The 21,294-nt window shown below is 66.1% G+C and carries 17 protein-coding genes; 13 read left to right on the top strand and 4 right to left on the bottom strand.

Annotation, left to right across the window (positions count from 1 at the left end; all coding sequences use genetic code 11):
• Positions 1-191: 191 nt before the first annotated feature.
• Entirely contained in the window at positions 192-1,235 is a 1,044-nt protein-coding gene (locus VD964_RS01955; protein ID WP_324864984.1) for a hypothetical protein, read from the top strand.
• A gap of 400 nt (positions 1,236-1,635) precedes the next feature.
• Positions 1,636-3,651: a protein-L-isoaspartate(D-aspartate) O-methyltransferase gene (locus VD964_RS01950; protein WP_324864982.1), complete on the top strand. Its 2,016-nt coding sequence runs from the start codon at positions 1,636-1,638 to the stop codon at positions 3,649-3,651.
• A gap of 36 nt (positions 3,652-3,687) precedes the next feature.
• Here the strand turns inward: VD964_RS01950 and VD964_RS01945 are convergent, their stop codons facing one another.
• From VD964_RS01945 to VD964_RS01930, 4 genes are all read right to left on the bottom strand, one after another.
• Positions 3,688-5,163 (bottom strand): sodium:proton antiporter, encoded by a 1,476-nt coding sequence (locus VD964_RS01945; RefSeq protein WP_324864980.1) that lies wholly within the window; start codon positions 5,161-5,163, stop codon positions 3,688-3,690.
• A gap of 113 nt (positions 5,164-5,276) precedes the next feature.
• On the bottom strand, positions 5,277-5,654 hold the full coding sequence (locus VD964_RS01940) for a DUF1850 domain-containing protein (RefSeq protein ID WP_324864978.1): 378 nt from the start codon (positions 5,652-5,654) through the stop codon (positions 5,277-5,279).
• A 15-nt stretch (positions 5,655-5,669) separates the two neighbouring features.
• Positions 5,670-7,763: a TRAP transporter permease gene (locus VD964_RS01935; RefSeq protein WP_324864976.1), complete on the bottom strand. Its 2,094-nt coding sequence runs from the start codon at positions 7,761-7,763 to the stop codon at positions 5,670-5,672.
• Positions 7,764-7,788: 25 nt separating this feature from the next.
• On the bottom strand, positions 7,789-8,742 hold the full coding sequence (locus VD964_RS01930; protein ID WP_324864974.1) for a TAXI family TRAP transporter solute-binding subunit: 954 nt from the start codon (positions 8,740-8,742) through the stop codon (positions 7,789-7,791).
• Positions 8,743-9,104: 362 nt separating this feature from the next.
• Between VD964_RS01930 and VD964_RS01925 the strand changes: the two genes are divergently transcribed.
• From VD964_RS01925 to VD964_RS01875, 11 genes are all read left to right on the top strand, one after another.
• Positions 9,105-9,605: a (2Fe-2S)-binding protein gene (locus VD964_RS01925; RefSeq protein WP_324864972.1), complete on the top strand. Its 501-nt coding sequence runs from the start codon at positions 9,105-9,107 to the stop codon at positions 9,603-9,605.
• 64 nt (positions 9,606-9,669) lie between these two features.
• Positions 9,670-12,072, top strand: a complete 2,403-nt coding sequence (locus VD964_RS01920; protein ID WP_324864970.1) for a xanthine dehydrogenase family protein molybdopterin-binding subunit — start codon at positions 9,670-9,672, stop codon at positions 12,070-12,072.
• A gap of 28 nt (positions 12,073-12,100) precedes the next feature.
• Positions 12,101-12,904 (top strand): xanthine dehydrogenase family protein subunit M, encoded by an 804-nt coding sequence (locus VD964_RS01915; protein ID WP_324864968.1) that lies wholly within the window; start codon positions 12,101-12,103, stop codon positions 12,902-12,904.
• A gap of 19 nt (positions 12,905-12,923) precedes the next feature.
• The gene (locus VD964_RS01910) at positions 12,924-13,220 is read left to right on the top strand and encodes a DUF4160 domain-containing protein (RefSeq protein ID WP_324864966.1); all 297 of its coding nucleotides are present in this window, start codon (positions 12,924-12,926) and stop codon (positions 13,218-13,220) included.
• Positions 13,221-13,224: 4 nt separating this feature from the next.
• Positions 13,225-13,503, top strand: coding sequence for a hypothetical protein (locus VD964_RS01905; RefSeq protein ID WP_324864964.1), 279 nt, complete (start codon positions 13,225-13,227; stop codon positions 13,501-13,503).
• A gap of 34 nt (positions 13,504-13,537) precedes the next feature.
• A complete protein-coding gene (locus VD964_RS01900) occupies positions 13,538-14,461 on the top strand; it encodes a MoxR family ATPase (RefSeq protein ID WP_324864962.1) in 924 nt (307 codons plus the stop codon).
• Positions 14,462-14,468: 7 nt separating this feature from the next.
• Entirely contained in the window at positions 14,469-15,686 is a 1,218-nt protein-coding gene (locus VD964_RS01895; protein WP_324864960.1) for a VWA domain-containing protein, read from the top strand.
• Positions 15,683-16,012, top strand: coding sequence for an XdhC family protein (locus tag VD964_RS01890; protein ID WP_324864958.1), 330 nt, complete (start codon positions 15,683-15,685; stop codon positions 16,010-16,012). The genes VD964_RS01895 and VD964_RS01890 overlap by 4 nt, the downstream gene beginning before the upstream one ends.
• Positions 16,009-16,725: an XdhC family protein gene (locus VD964_RS01885; protein WP_324864955.1), complete on the top strand. Its 717-nt coding sequence runs from the start codon at positions 16,009-16,011 to the stop codon at positions 16,723-16,725. The genes VD964_RS01890 and VD964_RS01885 overlap by 4 nt, the downstream gene beginning before the upstream one ends.
• 208 nt (positions 16,726-16,933) lie before the next feature.
• Positions 16,934-19,609, top strand: a complete 2,676-nt coding sequence (locus tag VD964_RS01880) for a HAMP domain-containing sensor histidine kinase (protein ID WP_324864953.1) — start codon at positions 16,934-16,936, stop codon at positions 19,607-19,609.
• Positions 19,610-21,232, top strand: coding sequence for an ABC transporter substrate-binding protein (locus tag VD964_RS01875; RefSeq protein WP_324864951.1), 1,623 nt, complete (start codon positions 19,610-19,612; stop codon positions 21,230-21,232).
• Positions 21,233-21,294: the final 62 nt, after the last annotated feature.

The raw sequence follows: 21,294 nt of genomic DNA, 5'->3' as shown, positions 1-21,294 counted from the left end.
CGGAAGCGGGGATCACCTCATCTTAAAATCCTCATACTATTATATGAGAATTGTTACTTTTAAATCTAACCTTATTATAGAATCCGGGTTCATGATGTTATCTGTCACAGCGCTTTATCGATTTATTAATTACTATAATCTGATTATGATTTGGTACGACGTTGTCTGAAAGCTCGAAGGAGGCCTTGTCCATGGCAAGCAACATGATCGGCTCTTCTGCGTCGACCACGGCCGTTTCCCAATGGAAGGCGGTCTCGACAGGAAAAACCGGTGCGAACATGATGATCGCCGCGACCGGTGCAAATGGTGATGTTGTTTCGGTCAGCAAACTTGGACAAGCCTTGACCGGTGCCGCTGCGGATGTCTTCAAGCATTTCGATTCCAAGGCCCGGGACATGCTGAGCGGATTCGTTGCAAATGGCAGCATGACAGCTGACGACGTGGCGCTTGGCCTGCGGTCGTTGGCAACGAGCGCCGCTTTCGGACGCTTTTCGCGCGAACGGCCAAAGGATGAGGAGGATCTTGCCAACACGGCGAAGCAGACGGCACTCGACGGTGCATTCCTGAAAAAGACCCAAGCCCTGGACCGTCTCAGTCAGAGGGTGAACGATGTAACCAAGCGCTTTGAAAGCAAGGAGATCTCGGCCGACGAGGCGGCTGCGCTTATGCCGGACGTCCGCAAGATCAGCGCCGGCATCAACGCCGAGCAGAAAAGCGCTCTCGGCGGAGAGGCCGATGCCATTCAGTTCGGGTTGGTGAACAGCGATCTTTCCAAGAATATGGCAATGTTTTCGGAATTGTCCTTCGGACAATCGGAGGACGGCCTGCTTCCCGTCAACGACCTCAAGGGAAGCGCCGCCGCGCAAAAGCTGTCCAGTCTTGGCTTTTCCCCGGCCAATTACCGGGATGCCTTGGAACAATATGTATCGGGTTTGGACATTCCGGGCATCGGTCGTGGCGTCCAACCGGCGGCACCGACCCCCGTCGCGGCATCGTCGGAGCAACCGGCAGCCAATCCGGCAACGGCGGCGGCGAATGTCACCGATCCAGGAAATGCCAAGGCGGCGGCTTCGATGTTGCAGGGTGCGTTGGATAGGAGAAACGATACAATGACTGGTAGTTCCGGGGGCTTATCGAACATCAACAAGGCAGAGAATATGCCCCTCGACGCCTTAGTCCAATCGCTCAAGGCAGGAACCAATCAGGAAAAGGACGACATGACGCTGGTTACTTGACGAACCGCGGGCAATGCGCGCAGCCAGGACTGTCAACTGTTTGACCATTCAGTTGCCGGGACCGAGCTTGCAGGATATGGGACGGTATGATGACGCGCCCCGACCGCCGCTCCCTGAATCGCCAAAATATCCCGCGCCAACGCTCAAGCTTGACCGTGGTCAAGGGACATCCCCGCGGCCCATGCGAGGGTGGCGCCACAATCGATCTCCCGATTGCATCATCACTGCTGATGATCCTCTTTCGTACTGTGACTTCGCGCCCGGCGGCACTGGCCTCCGGGCGCATTTTTTGCTGCCCCTTATCCGGTTCGCAGCGGTACGGGGGATGGAACGCCGCGGCTCGCAACCTGTTGGGCCATCAAACAGCTGATCGCCGCATTCCTGCCCCGGGGAGAAGACCGTGGCCAACGTCAATCGCCAGCGCCAGCGGATGGTCGACACCCAGATCGCCCGCCGCGGCATCCGCGCCGAACCCGTCCTCAACGCCATGCGCGCCGTCCCGCGCGAGCATTTCGTCGCGCCCGAGATGGTCGAATTCGCCTATGAGGACTCGCCCCTGCCCATCGGGGAGGAGCAGACGATCTCGCAGCCCAGCGTCGTCGCCGCGATGATCGAGGCGGCGGAGGTCGGCGCGGACGACAGGGTGCTGGAGGTCGGGGCCGGCTCCGGCTATGTCGCGGCGCTGCTGGGCCACATCGCCCGCCAGGGCCGCGGCCGGGTCTTCGCGGTCGAACGGCACCCCAATCTGGCCCAATCGGCCAGGCGCCGGCTGCAGGACCTGGGGTTCGGGGACGTGACGGTGCGTACCGGCGACGGGACGGAGGGCTGGCCGGAGGAAGCGCCATTCGACGTCATCCTAGTATCGGCCGGCGGGCCGGAGGTGCCGAAGGCGTTGATGGACCAGCTCGCCATCGGCGGGCGGATGGTGATCCCGGTCGGCGCCCGCCGCGACCAGACGCTGGTGAAGGTCGTCCGCCACAGTGAGACCGAGTTCGAGCGGGAGGAGCGGGACCGCGTGTCCTTCGTGCCGCTGATCGGCGCGCAGGGCTGGACGGAGGACGGAACACGGTCGGCCAGCAACCACGGTCCGGGACGGCGGCCGGGGGAGCCGCCCGCCACCTTGCCGGAGATGATCGCCGATGCCGCCGAACCCCTGCCGGACCTCGACAGCCCCGACTTCGGCCGGCTGTTCGACCGTTGGGGCGACCGCCGCGTCGTGCTGCTGGGCGAAGCGAGCCACGGCACCTCGGAGTTCTACCGCGCCCGCGCCGCCATCACGAAGAGGCTGATCGAGCAGCACGGCTTCACCATCGTCGCCGTGGAAGCCGACTGGCCGGACGCCGCCGTGATCGACCGCTATGTCCGCCACCGCCCCGGCGGCCGGGCGGAGGAGCCGCCCTTCCAGCGTTTCCCCAGTTGGATGTGGCGGAACACCGACGTCGCCGCCTTCCTCGATTGGCTGCATGACCGCAACGGCAGCCAACCGCCGGAGCGTCGCGCCGGATTCTATGGGCTGGACATGTACAACATGGGCGGTTCGATCGCCGCGGTGCTGGACTATCTCGACCGCGTCGATCCGGAGGCGGCGGCGGCGGCGCGCGAGCGCTACGGCTGCCTGACGCCCTGGCAGCGCGATCCCGCCACCTATGGCCGCGCGGCGCTGTCCGGCGGATTCCGCAAATGCGAGGCGGCGGTGATCGAGCAGTGCCGGGCCTTGCTCGAAAAGCGGCTGGATTATGCGGGGGAGGACGGCGACCGCTTCCTCGACGCCGCCCAGAACGCCCGCCTGATCGCTTCGGCCGAACGCTATTACCGCATCATGTATTACGGCGGGGCGGACAGCTGGAACCTGCGCGACACCCATATGTTCGAAACGCTCGCCAACCTGCTGGAGGCCAAGGGGCCGGACGCGAAGGCGGTGGTCTGGGCCCACAATTCCCACATTGGCGATGCCCGCCAGACCGACATGGGCATCACCCGCGACGAGCTGAACATCGGCCAGCTCTGCCGCGAGCGCTTCGGTGCGGAGGCGGCGCTGATCGGCTTCGGCACCCACGGCGGCACGGTGGCCGCGGCCACCGACTGGAACGGCGCCATGGAGGTGAAGCGGGTGCGCCCGTCGCGCAGCGACAGCTATGAACGGCTCTGCCACGACGCGGGAGTGCAGCGCTTCCTGCTCGACCTCCAGGCGGAACGGAACGGGGCGGTGCGGCGCGCCCTGCTGACGCCGCGGCTGGAACGCTTCATCGGCGTCATCTACCGGCCCGAGACGGAGCTGTGGAGCCACTATTCGGAAGCCACCCTGCCGGGCCAGTTCGACGCCTGGGTCTGGTTCGACGAGACGGTCGCCGTCACCCCGCTGGGGCCGGAGCACGCCCGGACGGACGTGCCCGACACCTATCCCTTCGGGGTGTGAGAACCGGAACCGGCGGTGCGGACCGCCGCACCGGCGTCAGACGAAGAACACCAGCGTGGTCAGGCCCAGCAGCGGCACCAGGATGCCGCAGGACCAGGCCATATAGCCGAAGAAGCTGGGCATGGCGACGCCGCGCTCCTCCGCAATGGCCTTGACCATGAAGTTGGGGGCGTTGCCGATGTAGCTGTTGGCGCCCATGAACACCGCGCCGGCGGAAATCGCGGTCAACGTCAGCGACAGGTCGGTCATCAGAACCTTCGCATCGCCTCCGGCCGTGTTGAAGAAGATCAGGTAGGTCGGCGCGTTGTCGAGGAAGCTGGACAGGATGCCGGTGGCCCAGAAATAGGCGGCCGGGTTCGGCTTCCCACCCTCGTTCACCGCAGAGATGATTGCGCCCAATGCGCCGTCGGTGCCGGCCTTCAGGATGGCGATGGCCGGGATGATGGTCAGGAAGATGGCGGCGAACAGCTTCGCCACCTCCAGGATCGGTCCCCAGCTGAAGCCGTTCATGCGGCGGCTCTGCTTGCTGGTCAGGGCCAGCGACAGGCCGGTGATGCCCAGCAGCAGCAGGTTCGACACGATGGTCTCCAACTGCACCGTCACATGGTACAGCGTGACGCCGATTCCGGGATGCCAGACACCGCTGAGCAGCACGGCACCGACGATCGCCACCAGCAGCAGCAGGTTGACCGAACCCTCGATGCGGATCGGCTCCCGCTCGTGCACTCCTTCGATCAGCGGGTGCTTGCCGGGGTCGCGGGTGTGCAGCACGACGTCGAGAACGAAATAGATCAGCAGCAGCAGGACCGACAGGAAGGCCATCGGCGCGAACAGGTGGACCGTCGGCCAGAAGAAATCGACGCCCTTCAGGAAGCCCAGGAACAGCGGCGGGTCGCCCAGCGGCGTCAGCGATCCGCCGACATTCGACACCAGGAAGATGAAGAACACCATCGTGTGAACTTTATCGCGCCGGTGTTCGTTGGCACGCAGCATCGGGCGGATCAGCAGCATCGAGGCGCCGGTCGTACCCATCAGGCTGGCCAGAACGGTGCCGAGCGCCAGCCCGACCGTGTTGGCCAGAGGTGTCCCGACCAGCGATCCGGTCACGCGCACGCCGCCCGCCACCGTGAACAGTGCGGTCAATAGAACGATGAAGGGGATATATTCGAGCAGGACCGTATGCAGCAGCTCGTAGGTCGCCAGTTCCGGCCCGAAGGTCGCGGCGAAGGGCACCAGGAAGGCGAGTGCCCATACGGCCGAGATCTTGCCGAAATGATGGTGCCACATCACCGGCGCCAGCAGCGGAAACAGCGCGATCGACAGCAGGATGCCGGCGAACGGCACCACCCACACGGCACTCAGCATCCGACCGTCCAGATGAGGTGCTCCGCCATGGGCAACCTCCGCCGCCAGGGCACCATGCGTGCCCAGCAACAGGCCGCCGGCGGCCAGGGCCACGGCGAAGAAGGCTGGGAAAAGTGATGGGCGGCGGGAGGGGGAGGAGTTGGTCATCGATCCGAACGGTAGGCTGACGAAAGGACCGGGAGTATGCGGACTGACGGAACGTAAGCCAAGCCGGAAGGGACACTACCATACCAACTTTCGCGGACTGACGCAGGAAGGCATCACCGGCAGGCCCGCATCACCACCGCTTGATCCGCAGCCCCGGTCCAGCCCGACAGCGGCCGGCAATCGGCACCCGCGCACAGCCGGTGCTCGCCGGTGAAGCCGGAGGCCGCCAGCGCGACGCTCTCCTGCGGCGGCAGGCCGGGCACCCACGCCATCCAGCCGTCGCCGGTCAGCCGGGCGTCCGGCCCCGGTTCCATGCCGGCGCCGGTGCCGCGGACCCGGGCCTCCACCGGCCGCAGCCGTCCGCCTTCCACCGACCAGCGTTCGTGCCATTCGGTCTTCTCGACGGAATGGGTCCAGGACAGGGTGAAATCCGTCCCCGGCAGCGACGCGAGAAGCGCGCCGCCGAGGGCGAGCAGGCAGAGATCGGCCACGTCACCCTGCCTGCATCAGGCTGGTGCGGGCGCCGGGACACTGCGCCGGCGGCGGTGCTGCCACAGCAGGAACAGACCGGTCAGGACGAAGGCGGCCTCGTCGGTGATCGGCAATGCCACGACGAACAGGAAGGCGGTGACCGCGGCATACAGGCGGGCGATCAGCGGCAACGGCGTCCAGAAGAAGCCGATGGTGGCCGCACCCCACAGGGCGATGGCGACACAGGCCTTGAAGAAGACGTAGGCCACGGCAAGCCAGCTTCCGGTCTGCATCACCAGTGCGGGGTCATACACCGCCATGAAGGGCACGACATAACCGGCCATCGCCACCCGCGTCGCGATCCAGCCGATGTCCATGTGGTTGGCCTTGCAGATCGACGAAGCCGCCAGGGCCGCCAAGGCCACCGGCGGGGTCAGATCGGCCATGATGCCGAAATAGAAGACGAACATATGGCTGACGATCAGCGGGACGCCCATGCTCAGCAGCGCGGGCGCGGCGATGGAGGCGGTGATGATGTAGTTCGCCGTCGTCGGCAATCCGGTGCCCAGCACGATGCAGGCGATCATCGTCAGCACCAGCGCCGCCAGCAGGTTGCCGCCCGACCAGTCGACGATGGTGGAGGCGAAGCTGGAGGCCAGCCCCGTCAGAGTCATCATGCCGATCAGCACGCCGACCAGCGCGCAGGCGACGCCGACGCCGACGGCGTTCTTGGCACCGTCGGCGATGCTGTTCACCACCAGCACCAGGGTCTGCCGCCCGCCCTTGAACAGCAGGCAGGGAACGACCAGCAGGACGACCATGGCGAAGGCCAGATGCTCCGTCCGGAATCCCAGCTTCCACAACCCGGCGGCGACCAGCCCCACCGCCACCCAGAAGGCAATGCGCAGCGCGATAGGACCAATGGTGCCGACGATGGTGGTGCCCAGGATCAGGGCTGCCGTCGCCGCGATGCCGATCACGCCGGCAAACAGCGGGGTGAAGCCGGAGAACAGCAGATAGACCAGGGCGGCCAGCGGCAGGATCAGGTACCAGCCCTCCACCACGGCGCGCAGGGCGCTCGGGCATTGGTCCTTCGGCAAGCCGACGAGGTTGTGCCTGCCCGCCTCCAGATGGACCATCCAGAAGGCGCTGCCGAAGTAGAGAATCGCCGGGATCGCGGCGGCGATGGCCACCTCGCTGTAGGGCACGCCGATGGTCTCCGCCATGATGAAGGCGGCGGCTCCCATCACCGGCGGCATCAGCTGCCCGCCCATGCTGGCGGTGGCCTCCACCGCACCGGCGAAGGCCGGGCGATAGCCGAATCGCATCATCAGCGGAATGGTGAACTGGCCGGTGGTCAGCACGTTGGCGACGCCGGATCCGTTGATGGTGCCCATCAATCCCGACGAGATCACCGCCACCTTGGCCGGCCCGCCCTTGGCATGGCCGACGAGGCCGAGCGACACGTCGTTGAACAGCTTGATCATGCCGGCGCGCTCCAGAAAGGCGCCGAACAGGATGAACAGGAAGATGTAGCTGGCCGACACGAAGGTCGGCGTGCCGTAGATGCCCTCCGTCGACAAATACAGATTGTCGATCACCTGATCGATGTCGTAACCGCGGTGGGCGAGCCCGAATGGAAGATGACGGCCGAACAGGGCGTAGGGAATGAACACGCCGCACATGATCGGCAGGGCCATTCCCATGATCCGCCGCGCCCCTTCGAACACCAGCGCCACGGCGACGGTGCCGACGATCAGGTCGGTGGTGCTTGGGTCGCCCGCCCGCTGGATCAGGTCGACCTCGAACACGTAATGATAGAGGCCGATGCCGAAGGCGGTCAGCCCCAGCAGCCAGTCGTACCAGGGGACCCGTCTGCGCACCGACGTCTGGCGGAAGCCGAACAAGGTGAATGTCATCAGCAGAAGGAAGCCGACATGGACCGACCGCACCACCATGGTGGACACCGGGTTGAAGGCGGCGGTCCAGATCTGGAAGGCGGAGAAGGCGACGGCGATGGCGAAAACGGCCCGCCCGTCGAACCCCTCGAATGCGGCGACCGTGGCGGGGTTTTCCCGGTCGATGGCTTGGCGAATCTCGGAGTCCGCCTGCGTCTTGTTTGCGCTCACTGCGTCTTCTCCGCCCGGCCGCCGCTTACATCAGCCCCTTTTCCTTGAAATACTTGATGGCGCCCGGATGCAGCGGCACCGGCGACTGGGTGGCGGTCTGGTCGAGCTTGATCTGCTTGGCGGCGACATGGGCGGCGGCCAGCGCGTCGAGATTCTCGAACAGCGTCTTGGTCATGGCATAGGCGGCATCGTCCGACACGCCGGAATGGCTGACCAGCAGGTTGCGGACCGCGGCGGTCGGCACAGCTTCGGTCTGGCCCGGATAGGTGCCGGCCGGGATCGTCTCGGTGATGTAGGCGGCGTCGCCGACCTTCTGAACCAGATCGGCCGGAATGCTGACGATGGTGACCTCCTGTGAGGCCGACAGATCCTTGATCGCCGCCACGCCGAGACCGGCGGAGATCAGCGTCGCGTCCAGCTGCCGGTTCTTGATCAGGTCGACCGATTCGCCGAAGGGCAGATACTCGGTCTTGGCGAAGTCCTTGTAGGCAAGCCCGGCGGCGCCGAAGATGGCCCGCGCGTTCAGCTCCGTCCCCGACTTCGGCGCGCCGACCGACACGCGCTTGCCCTTCAGGTCGGCCAGGGTCTTGATGCCGGACTCCTTGGAAGCGACCACCTGGATGTAGTTGGGATAGATGGCGGCGATGGTGCGCAGCTTCTCCAGCTTCTGCTTGAAGCCGACCTCCTCGTTGCCCTTCCAGGCGTCGCTCAGCGAATCGCCCAGCGTGAAGCCGATCTCGCCGCGGCCGGCCTGCAGGAGGTTCAGGTTCTCGACGGATGCCTTGGTCGCCTGCGCCGTCACCTTGGCCCCCGGCAGCGCCTTGCCGTACACGTTCGACAGGGCGACGCCCAGCGGGTAATAGACGCCGCTGGTGCCGCCGGTCAGCACGGTGATGAAGGTCTCCGCCTTCGCCGGCAGAGCGGCGAGGCCGAGTCCAAGGCCTGCGGCCGTGCACAGGGCCAGGACGTGACGTTTCACGGACGGGCGATTCATAGCGGCTCTCCCCATTATCGTTGCTGCACCCGGATCGGCGCCGGGCTGATTTGTTCGTGTGCCCGCAAGTGTGCGGGCGGCCCCAACCCACTGTAACGCGTCACAAAATTGCGCGCCAGTACGTACAATCCGATAGAATGACGGTTCGCGCACCATTCTTTCGGCCAAGGGATGCAGAGGCTCCTTGACCTCGACGGGCAGTCACCCCCTATCCTTGTGGCGGAAGACCGCCGGCCGAAGCCGACACCACCACGGCTCCGGCTCAAGGCGCGTCACACGACAGTCACAAGTCCCAACTGCACGCCAAACGACTGCAAGCCAGACTTCAGCCAGCGGGAGGAAAACCGATGTCCTGTACCGTTTCGATGACCGTCAACGGCAAGACGGTCTCGCGCGAGGTGGAGGAGCGCACCCTGCTCGTCGCCTTCCTGCGCGAGCATCTCGGCCTGACGGGCACCCATGTCGGCTGCGACACCAGCCAGTGCGGCGCCTGCGTCGTGCATGTCGACGGCCGGTCGGTGAAGTCCTGCACCACGCTGGCCGTCCAGGCCAACGGGGCGGAGGTGACGACGATCGAAGGGCTGGCGGCGGCCGACGGCACGCTGCACCCGATGCAGGCCGCCTTCCGCGAGCATCACGGGCTGCAGTGCGGATTCTGCACGCCGGGCATGGTGATGAGCGCGGTCGATCTGGTCCGCGACATCCCGAATCCGACCGAGGCCGAAATCCGCGAAGGGCTGGAAGGCAACATCTGCCGCTGCACCGGCTACCACAACATCGTCAAGGCGGTGAAGGCAGGGGCGGACGCTATGGCGGGCGCACAACCGGCCCCGGTCGCGGCCGAATAAGGGCGAAAAGTCCAAAATTCAGGTATTCCCGCATCTTACGCGTTCCTGTGGGAGGAAACACGAGATGGCGAACCCCAATGGCATCGGCGCCTCGGTGCGTCGGCGCGAAGACCAGCGCTTTCTGACCGGCCGCGGCAACTACACGGATGATTTCAAGCGCCCGAACATGACCCATGCGGTTCATGTGCGCTCCCCCTACGCCCATGCCCGCATCCTGGGCATCGACTTCACGGATGCGCTGGCAATGCCGGGCGTGGTCGCCGTGCTGACCGGGGCCGACATGGAGGCCGACAAGGTCGGCAGCCTGCCCTGCGGCTGGCAGATCCACTCCAAGGACGGCTCGCCGATGAAGGAGCCGCCGCACTATCCGCTGGCGCGCGACCGCGTGCGCTATGTCGGCGACGCGGTTGCGGTGGTGATCGCCGAAACCCGCGAGCAGGCGCGCGACGCCGCCGAGATGGTGGTGGTCGATTACGAGGAACTGCCGGCGGTGGGTTCCTCCACCCGCGCGGTCGCCGGCGGTGCTCCGCTGGTGCATGACGATGCGCCGGACAATGTCTGCTACGACTGGCATCTGGGCGACCAGGCGGCGGTGGACGCGGCCTTCGCCAACGCCGCCCATATCGCCAGGATCGATCTGGTCAACCAGCGCCTGGTGCCGAACGCGATGGAACCGCGCGCGGCGATGGGCGAATACGACCAGTCCAATGGCGAATACACGCTGACCACCACCAGCCAGAATCCGCACGTCACCCGCCTGCTGATGGGCGCCTTCGTGCTGGGCATTCCGGAGCACAAGCTGCGGGTGGTGGCGCCTGATGTCGGCGGCGGCTTCGGGTCGAAGATCTTCCATTACGGCGAGGAGGCCGTCGTCACCTGGGCGGCGCGCAAGGTCGGTCGGCCGGTGAAATGGACCGCCGACCGCTCCGAAAGCTTCCTGACCGACGCCCATGGCCGCGACCATGTCAGCCATGCCGAGCTGGCGATGGATGCCGACGGCAATTTCCTGGCGCTGCGCGTCTCGACGCTCGCCAATCTCGGCGCCTATCTGTCCACCTTCGCGCCGTCGATCCCGACCTATCTCTACGCCACCCTGCTGGCCGGCCAGTACAAGACCCCGGCGATCTATGCCGAGGTGAAGGCGGTCTTCACCAACACCTCCCCCGTCGATGCCTATCGCGGCGCCGGCCGGCCGGAGGCCTGCTACCTGATCGAACGGCTGGTCGATGTCGCGGCCGGCGTGATGGGCATGGACAAGACCGAAATCCGCCGCCGCAACTTCGTGCCCAAGGAGGCGATGCCCTACCAGACGCCGGTGGCACTGCAATACGACACCGGCGACTTCGCCAAGAACCTGGACATCGCCCTGCCGCTGGTCGACTACCCCGGCTTCCAGCAGCGCCGCGCCGAATCGAAGGCGCGCGGCAAGCAGCGCGGCATCGGTTTCGCCACCTACATCGAGGCCTGCGGCATCGCGCCCAGCAACGTCGCCGGTGCGCTCGGCGCTCGCGCAGGACTTTATGAATGTGCGGAAGTCCGTTTCCATCCAACGGGTTCGGTGACGGTCTTCACCGGTTCTCACAGCCACGGCCAGGGCCATGAGACCACTTTCGCCCAGATCGTGGCCGACCGTTTCGGCATCCCGATCGAGAATGTCGAGATTGTCCACGGCGACACCAACAAGATCCCCTTCGGCATGGGCACCTACGGCTCGCGCTCCCTCGCGGTCGGCGGCTCGGCCCTGGTAAAGGCGATGGACAAGGTGGAGCGCAAGGCGAAGAAGATCGCCGCCCACATGCTGGAAGCCGCCGAGACCGACATCGAGGTGAAGGACGGCCGCTTCACCGTCGCCGGCACCGACAAGAGCCTGGGCATCGGCGACATCGCCCTGCAAGCCTACGTCCCGCACAACTTCCCGCTAGACGAGCTGGAACCGGGGCTGGACGAGCAGGCCTTCTACGATCCGAAGAACTTCACCTACCCCAACGGCTGCCATGTCTGCGAAGTGGAGATCGATCCCGACACCGGCGTCACCACCATCGTCAGCTTCGCCGCGGTGGACGATTTTGGCAACGTCATCAACCCGCTGATCGTCGAGGGTCAGGTGCATGGCGGCCTGGTCCAGGGCATCGGCCAGGCGCTGTACGAGAACTGCGTCTATGACGAGGAGTCGGGGCAACTCGTCACCGGCTCCTACATGGACTATTGCATGCCGCGGGCGGACGATGTCCCATCCTTCACCGTGCGCTATCACGAGGACCAGCCCTGCACCCACAACCCGCTGGGCGTGAAGGGCTGCGGCGAGGCCGGGACCATCGGTGCCGCCGCCGCCGTGATGAACGCGGTGGTGGACGCGCTGTCGGAGTACGGCGTTACCCACATGGACATGCCGGCGACGCCGGAAAAGGTCTGGCGGGTGATCCGCGACGCCACACCCGCCCCTGCCCCCGCCATGGCGGCGGAATAAGACGGCCGAAGAAGAAGGAGGCTAGAGAATGTACGCGTTCACGTACCAACGGCCGACAACGCTTGCCGACGCGGCGACCGCCATCCAAGCGGAAGAGGCCAAGCTGCTGGGCGGCGGCCAGACCCTGCTGCCGACGCTGAAACAGCGCCTCGCCCGACCGACCGACCTGATCGACCTCGGCGCCATTCCCGAGCTGAAAGGCATCCGCGAGGCGGCCCAGGGAGATGGCGGCGGTTTGGAGATCGGCGCCTTCACCCGGCATGCGGAGGTCGCCCATTCCGACCTCGTCAAGCGGGTGATCCCGGCGCTGGCCAGCCTTGCCGAGGGCATCGGCGACCGGCAGGTCCGCAACATGGGCACGCTCGGCGGCTCCATCGCCAACGCCGACCCGTCTGCCGACTATCCGTCGGCGGTGGTGGCGCTGAAATCGGTGGTGACCACCGACCGCCGCAGCATCTCCGGCGACGACTTCTTCACCGGCATGTTCGAAACCGCGCTGGAGCCGGGCGAGATCGTCAAGTCGGTGCGCTTCTCCCGTCCCGACAAGGCGGCATATGCCAAGTTCCGCAACCCGGCCAGCCGCTATGCGATCGTCGGCGTCTTCGTCGCCCGCTTCGGCGCCGAGGTGCGGGTCGCGGTGACCGGCGCCGCCGGCTCCGTCTTCCGCGCTACGGCGTTCGAGACGGCGCTCGCCGCCGACTTCCGGGCGGAAGCCCTGAACGGCCTGTCGGTGGAGGCCGACGGCCTCAACGCCGACATCCACGCCAGCGCCGACTACCGCGCCCACCTCGTTACCGTCATGGCGAAGCGGGCGGTGGAAGCGGCGGGTTAAGGAGAGTTGCTCCCTCGCCATGGATGTTACTGCCGTGGCGAGGGCGCTTGACGCAGCAGGAATAGGGCGGTCAGACTTTCTCCATGCCGATCATCGTCCGAATTGGAACGCCCGCGTTTACATCTATGCCGACGACCATAATCCGCCCCATTTCCACATTGTCGGACCAGATTTCAACGCATTGGTCCGGATCAATGATCTGGCCTTGCTGAAAGGCACCGCGCCGCCTGATACGATGCGCAAGGTGCTGGAATGGGCGGGAGAAAACCGGCCGTTGCTCGCATTGCGCTGGATCGAAATCAATGGCGAGGAGTAAGTCGATGGACCAGCCCCGCGTCGCCGCGGTCGAAGCTCTTTCCGGAACGTTGTCGGTGGCCGTCACTTGGGTCGACGGCACCGGGGACGTGGTCGACCTGTCCGATCCGATCCACCGCTTCACCATGTTGCGTCCACTTGCCGATCCGGCCCTGTTCGCCAAGGTGAAGGTCGTTGCCTGGGGCTGGGCCATAGGCTGGGGTGACGCGGAGGACCCGGACATCGATTATCCCGCCGATCGGCTGTGGCAGCGTGCGCAGGACCAGCGGCGTGCCGCCGCCTGACGCCCTGCATTCATTCAATCCATCAAGGCCCTTCATGACCACCCCCCTTCCCGCTTCCGTCGACGACACGCTGGCCCTTCTCACCCGCGGCTCCTACGTGGCGGACCGCTCGCTGGCGACCGCGCTGTTCCTGGCGCTGAAGCTGAAGCGTCCGCTGTTCCTGGAGGGCGAGGCCGGCGTCGGTAAGACGGAGATCGCCAAGGTCCTGTCGGCGACGCTCGGCCGCAAGCTGCTGCGGCTGCAATGCTATGAGGGGCTGGACGCGTCGTCTGCGGTCTACGAGTGGAACTATGCCCGCCAGATGATGGAAATCCGGCTTGCCGAGGTGTCGGGCGGGCAGGATCGCGACGCGCTGGCCGCCGACCTGTTCTCCGAACGCTTTCTGGTCAAGCGTCCGCTGCTGCAGGCGCTGGAGCCGGATCTCGCCGGACCGCCGGTGCTGCTGATCGACGAACTGGACCGCACCGACGAGCCGTTCGAGGCCTATCTGCTGGAGATCCTGTCCGATTATCAGGTCTCCATCCCCGAATTCGGCACCGTCCACGCGCCGGAGCCGCCCATCGTCATCCTGACCTCCAATCGCACGCGCGAGATCCACGACGCGCTGAAGCGGCGCTGCTTCTACCACTGGGTCGATTATCCCGGTGCCGCGCGGGAGCGGGAGATCCTGTCGGTCAAGGCGCCGCAGGCCGACGCAAGGCTGGCCGCCCAGGTGGTCGGCTTCGTCCAGACCCTGCGCGGCATGGACCTCTACAAGGCGCCGGGCGTGGCGGAGACGCTCGACTGGGCGCAGGCCCTGGTGGAACTGAACCAGTTGGAGTTGGAGCCGTCCGTCATCAACAACACGCTGGGCACGCTGCTGAAATACCAGGACGACATCGCCCGCATCCAGGGCAGCGAGGCGGCGCGCATCCTGACCCAGGTCAAGACCGAGCTGGCCGCCACCACCGCGCGCTGAGGCCGCCATGACGGACGATGCGCCGGCCGGCCGCCTCACCCTTAACCTGATGCATTTCGCCCGCGCGCTGCGCGCTGCCGGCCTGCCGGTGGGACCCGGCAAGGTCCTGCAGGCGGTGGAGGCGGTGGAGGCGGTGGGCCTGCGCAACCGCACCGACTTCTATTGGGCTCTGCATGCCGTCTTCGTGAACCGCCACGACCAGAGCGAGCTGTTCGACCAAGCCTTCCACGTCTTCTGGCGCAACCCCGAAATCCTGAAGAAGATGATGTCGCTGATGCTGCCGAAGGTGCGGACGGAGGCCCCAGCCGACCGGCAGGAGATGGCCCAGCGCCTCGCCGAGGCCCTGCACGGCAGCGGCGCCGAACAGGAGGAGCCGGAGAAGACGGAGATCGAGGTCGACGCCTCCTTCACCGTATCGGCCGCCGAACGGCTGCAGGACAAGGATTTCGAGAAGATGACAGGGGAGGAGATGGCGCAGGCCAAGCGCCTGCTGACCCGTCTCGCCCTGCCGCTGGCGGAGGTCACCACCCGGCGCTACCGCCCCGACCCGATGGGGCCGCGCGTCGATCCGCGTGCCACCCTGCGGCGGATGCTGCGCACCGGCGGCGACCTGTTGGACCTTGCCCGCAAGCGCCGCCGCACCCGGCCGCCGCCGCTGGTGGTGCTGTGCGACATTTCCGGATCGATGACGCGCTATTCGCGGATGCTGCTGCATTTCATGCACGCGGTCACCAACGACCGCGACCGCGTGTACAGCTTCGTCTTCGGCACCCGCCTGACCAACATCACCCGCCATCTGCGGCACAAGGACGTCGACGTGGCGCTGGACGCGGTGTCGGGGGCGGTCGCCGACTGGTCGGGCGGCACGCGCATCGGCACCGCTCTGCACGCCTTTAACCGGACCTGGGCGCGGCGGGTGCTGGGCCAGGGCGCGGTGGTGCTTCTCATTACCGACGGGCTGGACAGGGATGCAGGGGAAGGGCTTGCGGCAGAGGCCGAACGGTTGCACAAAAGCTGTCGGCGGCTCGTCTGGCTGAATCCTTTGTTGCGCTGGGAAGGCTTCGCGCCGAAATCCTCGGGCATCCGGGCGCTGCTGCCGCATGTGGACGATTTTCTTGCGGCCCACAGCCTGAACAGCCTCGCGGATCTGGCCGGCGCCCTGTCGGCCGACGGTCCGCGACGTAGCCCGGGCTTGCGCCGCTGGTTGAAGGAGGCGGCGGGATGAACGACACCCTGATGGCGGACAACATCGTGGAGCAGGCAGCCGCATGGCGCGCCGCCGGCCGCAGGGTTGCCCTGGCGACCGTCGTGTCGACCTGGGGCTCTTCGCCGCGGCCGGTCGGCAGCCAGTTGGCGGTCGACGACCGCGGCTCCATGGCCGGTTCCGTGTCCGGCGGCTGCATCGAAGGCGCCGTGGCGCACGAGGCGGCCAAGACGATGGAGGACGGCGAACCGCGCCTGCTGTCCTTCGGCATCAGCAACGAAATGGCCTGGGAAGTCGGGCTGGCCTGCGGCGGGCAGGTACAGGTCTATATCGAGGCCGTGGAATGAAACGCGAAATTCTGGACCGGCTGCTGGCGGCGAAGGCCGCCGCGACCCCGGCCGCCCTGGTGACCGACCTCAACAGCGGTCTGCAAACCCTTGTCTTCGAAGACACCCTCCATGGCGGCTTCGGGCTGGAGCCCGACCTGCTGGACGAGGTGCGCCGACGCATCCGCCAGGACCGCTCCGGCCTGCTGGTCGATCCGCAGGACGAGGACGGCTTCCGCCTGTTCGTGCATGTCCACAACCCGGCCATGCGGCTGCTGATCGTCGGTGCGGTGCACATCGCCCAGGCGCTGGCCCCGGTGGCGGCGCTGACCGGCTACGACGTGACGGTGATCGATCCGCGTGGGGCCTTCGCGACCGAAGCGCGCTTCCCCGGCGTCAAGCTGAACCATTTGTGGCCGGACGAGGCCTTGGCGGAACTGAAGCCCGATGTCCGCACCGCGGTCGTGACCCTGACCCACGACCCGAAGCTGGACGATCCGGCGCTGATCGCCGCCCTGCGCTCCCCCGCCTTCTATGTCGGCGCGCTGGGCAGCAAGCGCACCCACGCGCTGCGTCTTGACCGCCTGCGCGACGAGGGGCTGAGCGAGGCCGAGGTCAAGCGGATCCGCGGTCCGGTCGGTCTGTCCATCGGCGCGGTCACCCCGGCCGAGATCGCCATCTCGATCATGGGACAGATCACCTGCGTGCGCCGCGGAGAGAACCACCCCTGCTGATCGGGGCTCGCGGGCGGGCGTGACGACGCCCCGCCCGCGTTACCGCTTTCGTCCGTTCATCATTACCCCTTTGCCCCCGCCAGTTGCTCTGATAAGGCACCAGTGATCCTGTGTGCGGAGCGTTCGTGGCGGACCGCCGGTCATCCTATTCGTTTCTCCGGTTCACTGCCGGGACCGCCTGCGCGCGGATGACCGCGGCGGGGCGCGCATGAGGATTCGCTCGCGCATCGCAATGGTGGGGGGCGTGCCGGTGGCGGTGGCCGCGGTGATCGCCGTCACCGGCGGGCTTCTGCTGGACCGCAGCGAACGGGTTTACGAGGCGGCGGTGCTTGCCGGTTCCGTTTATCGCGACGTCCTGGCAGCGACAGCGGCGCGGATCGATTATCTCCAGGTCGCTCCCACCGATCGCGCCGGCCGTGTCGCCCGGTTCGAAGCATTGTCGGCCTCGGCGGATGCCGAACTGCGGCAGTTGGACACATCGGGATCGGCCGCCGCCCACCGGCATGAGGTGGAGCGCGCCACTGCGGTGCTGGAGCGCTACGTCGGCCAGATGCGCGCCTTCATCGAGGTGACGGGCGCCAATGATGCGGCCGTCGCCGATATGGGCCGGCATGCCGCCAGCCTGATGACGCTGACCGATCGTGCCCGAAAGCGCCAGCACGCCGCCAATGTGGATTCGCTCGGCTCGCTGACGGAAGCGGACCAGCGCCTGCGCGACAGCCGCGACGTGGTCGATGGGGCCCATGAACTGCGCGAGGCGATGCTGGCCCTGCAGCGGGCGGAGGCGCAGCATGTCGCGGCACTGGCCTTCGGAGCCGGAGTCTTCGGCACCGGGCGGCCGCTGACCGCTGCGGATTTCCGCATTGCCACCGACAAGCTGTCGGCCACCGCCGGCCGGCTCCAGGCGGCGCTGCGCCGCACCGATCCGTTGGCCGACCGCTATCCGGCGGCGGAAACCGCCGGCCGCTATGCCGCGGCGGTCGCCGACCTGCAATCCGCCGTGCAGACACTGCACGAGACGCGGGCGGAGCGCGAGGCGGCGCTGAACCGGTTCGAAACGGCGCTCCAGGCGGCGGCCGGCTTCAGCGAAGACGGCAGGTCGGGCACCGGCCTTGGGGAACGGATGCTGGCGGAGCAGGTTATCCGGACCCTGCCGGTGGTGCGGGCGCTGGTCCTGACCGGCACCTTGAACCAGCAGCCCGACGTGACCTTCCTATCCACCCTCCTGCCATCGGTCCGCCCGGCACTGGACGGGTTGCATGAGGTGCAGGCGCGATCCACCGCTGCGCAGCGGAGGCTTGCCGACGCACAGCATGCCAGCGCCGGAGCGGCATCCGCCATCGAGGCGCTGACCGCCCGGATCCTGATGGTGAAGGCGACCGGATACACCGCGCTCCAGGAAGAGGTGGTGCAACTGATCGCCTATGCCATCCAGGCCAACGATACGGAGCAGGAAACCCAGAATGTCGCCATCGTCGCCTTGCGCCTGGGGCGGCGGGCGGCCGACGCGGTGGCGGTGCGCGACGCGGAGGAGGCCGACCGCATCGTCGACGATGCCGGTACGCTGCTGGAAACGGTCCACGGGCTTCCCATGTCGCCGCTGCTGCAGGACGAGGTGCTGTCGGCCATCCGCAGTTGGCGCGACAGCCTGGGCCGGACCGCGGAGGGGCTGCGCCGCCTCAACCAGCTTCTGATCGCCATGGACCGCGATGCCGGTGCCCTGGTGGAGACCGCCCGCCAACTGGACGAGACCTTCCGCGACGAAGCGGCGCGCATCGGCGACCTGCTGACCCGCATCCTGATCATCGGGGCGACCATCGGCCTGCTGCTGGGCGGCGGCGCGGCGGTCGTGGTCGCGCGGTCCATCAGCAGGCCTGTCTTGCGGCTGCAGCGGCAGATGACCCGGCTGGCCGAGGATCCGCTGGCCGGCCCGATCGACGGCACGCGCCGTCAGGACGAGTTCGGCGCGATGGCGCGCGCCGCGGCCTTCTTCATCCGCGAAATCGGTCTGCGGGAACTGGCGGCCCGCGAGGCGAAGGAGCGTGCCGACCAGGCTTTGGAGGACCTGCGCCGCACCCAGGCCGATCTGATCCAGGCGGAGAAGATGGCCTCTCTCGGCGCCCTGGTCGCCGGTGTGGCGCACGAGATCAACACGCCGCTCGGCAACGCCCTGATGGGGGCCACCCATCTGCAGGACCGGCTGGAATCGATCGGGCGCCTCGCCCAAGAGGGAAACCTGCGCCGCAGCGACTTCGCCGATTTCCAGGAGACGGCGGAGGAATTGGCACGGCTGATGGTGCTGAACCTGCGTCAGGCCGGCGAACTGGTGCAGAGCTTCAAGCAGGTCGCCGCCGACCAGACCAGCGGCGAAGGGCGGCGCTTCGAATTGAAACCCTATCTGGAGGATCTGGCGACCAGTCTCAGCCCGTCCTGGCGCCGCGCGGGGCACAGCCTGCGGGTCGAGTGCCCCGATGGCATCGAGATCAACGGCTATCCCGGCGCCCTGGCTCAGGTCCTGACCAATCTCGTGATGAACTCCCTCATCCATGGCTATCACGACGGACAGCAGGGGCACCTTCTGATCGCTGCCTGCGCGCCGATGCCGGAGTTGGTGGAACTGGTCTATACCGACGATGGCAAGGGTATTCCGCCGGCCGATCTGGGGCGGGTGTTCGATCCGTTCTTCACCACCCGCCGCGGAACCGGCAGCACCGGGCTTGGGCTGCACATTGTTTACAATCTTGTAGCGAACAGGCTTGGTGGGAAGGTTGTGGTGGAGAGCCGTACCGGCCAGGGCGTACGCTTCACCATTCGCTTTCCACGACGACTTGCTACTGATAACGTCGCCCTTGCGATGGAAGCACAATCCGTGCAGGAGCAGTAAATGCCTTTGCCGCCGAAGACATTCACGAAGAGGCTTGCGAAGGGGCTGTGTGTTCTCGTCGTGCTTGCGGGAACGTCCGGCGCTGCGCAGGCCGACAAGTCACTTGTCTACTGCACGGAAGGAAATCCGCAGAGCTTCAACGCGCAGGTGTCCACCTCCGGCACCAGTGTGAATGCGGCCAGCCCCCTGTTCAACAATCTGGTGGAATTCGGCCGCGGTACGCAGATCATCACTCCGGCTCTTGCCGAATCCTATACGGTTTCCGATGATGGTCTGGTTTACGATTTCCGTTTGCGCAGGAACGTCCGGTTCCATTCCAACGAACACTTCACGCCCAGCCGGACGCTCAATGCCGACGACGTGCTGTTTTCCATCGAGCGGCAATGGAAAAGCGATCATCCCTACCACAATGTCGGCCCGGCAACTTACGACTACTTCCGGGGCATGGGGTTGCCGACCCTGTTGAAGTCGGTGGAGAAGCTGGACGACCATGGGGTCCGCATCACGCTGAACCGGCCGGAAGCTCCGTTTCTGGCCGATCTCGCCATGCCGTTCCTGTCGATCCAGTCGGCGGAATATGCCGACAGCCTGATGAAGGCAAAGCGGCCGGAACTGTTCGACGAGGAGCCCATCGGCACGGGACCGTTCCGTCTGGTGTCCTACCAGCGTGATCTCGCCATCCGCTACAAGGCGTTCGACGGATATTGGCAGGGGCGCCAACCGCTGGACAACCTGATCTACTCGATCACCCCGAACATCGCCGTGCGCCTGAACAAGCTGCGGTCCGGCGAGTGCCACGTGATGATCTTCCCGAACCCGGCGGAATTGGGAAAAATCGAAAAGGACCCCAATCTGGTCATCGAGCAGCAGGACGGGAAGAATGTCGCCTATATGGCGCTCAACACCCGGAAGCCGCCGCTCGACGATGTGCGGGTGCGGCGTGCCGTCACTCTGGCGATCGACAAGCGCACGTTGGTCGATGCCGTCTATCAGAATGGAGGGCGGCCGGCAAAGAACCCGATCCCGCCCGGCATGTGGTCTTACGACGACAGCATCGAAGACCACCCGTTCGACCCGGTGGCCGCGCGCCGCCTGTTGATCGAAGCAGGATATCCGGAGGGCTTCACCCTCGATCTCTGGTATCCGCCGGTCACGCGCCCCTACATGCCCAACGGCAAGCGCGCCGCCGAAATGATCCGGGAGAACCTGGAGCGCATCGGGATCAAGGTCTCGCTGAAAACGGAGAACTGGGGCAACTATCGCAGCCGCGTGACGCAGGGCGAGCAGGACATGGTGATCTATGGCTGGACCGGCGACAACGGCGATCCCGACAACTTCCTGTATTTCCTGCTGAGTTGCACCGGTGTGCAGCCGGGCGGCACCAATGTCGCAAGGTGGTGCAATCCGGATTTCGAAGAACAGATCACCAAAGCAAAATCCGATAACGATATCGAGAAGCGCGCGGCGTATTACCGTAAGGCGCAACAGATATTCAATCGCGAAATGCCGTGGTTTCCGATAGCCAACACTTTCATCGCAGTGGTTCACCGCAAAGAGGTGAAGAATTACACGAACAACCTGTTCAAACAGGATTTCTCAGGCGTCGATATAGAAGCCCAGTGAGCGACAGGGATATGCAAACCTCTCCTGGACAAACCTCTCCTGGACAAGCCTCGCCCGAGAAC

The organism is Azospirillum sp. (genome assembly GCF_035628975.1).
Classification (GTDB): domain Bacteria; phylum Pseudomonadota; class Alphaproteobacteria; order Azospirillales; family Azospirillaceae; genus Azospirillum.
This window is presented reverse-complemented; position numbering and strand designations above follow the sequence as displayed.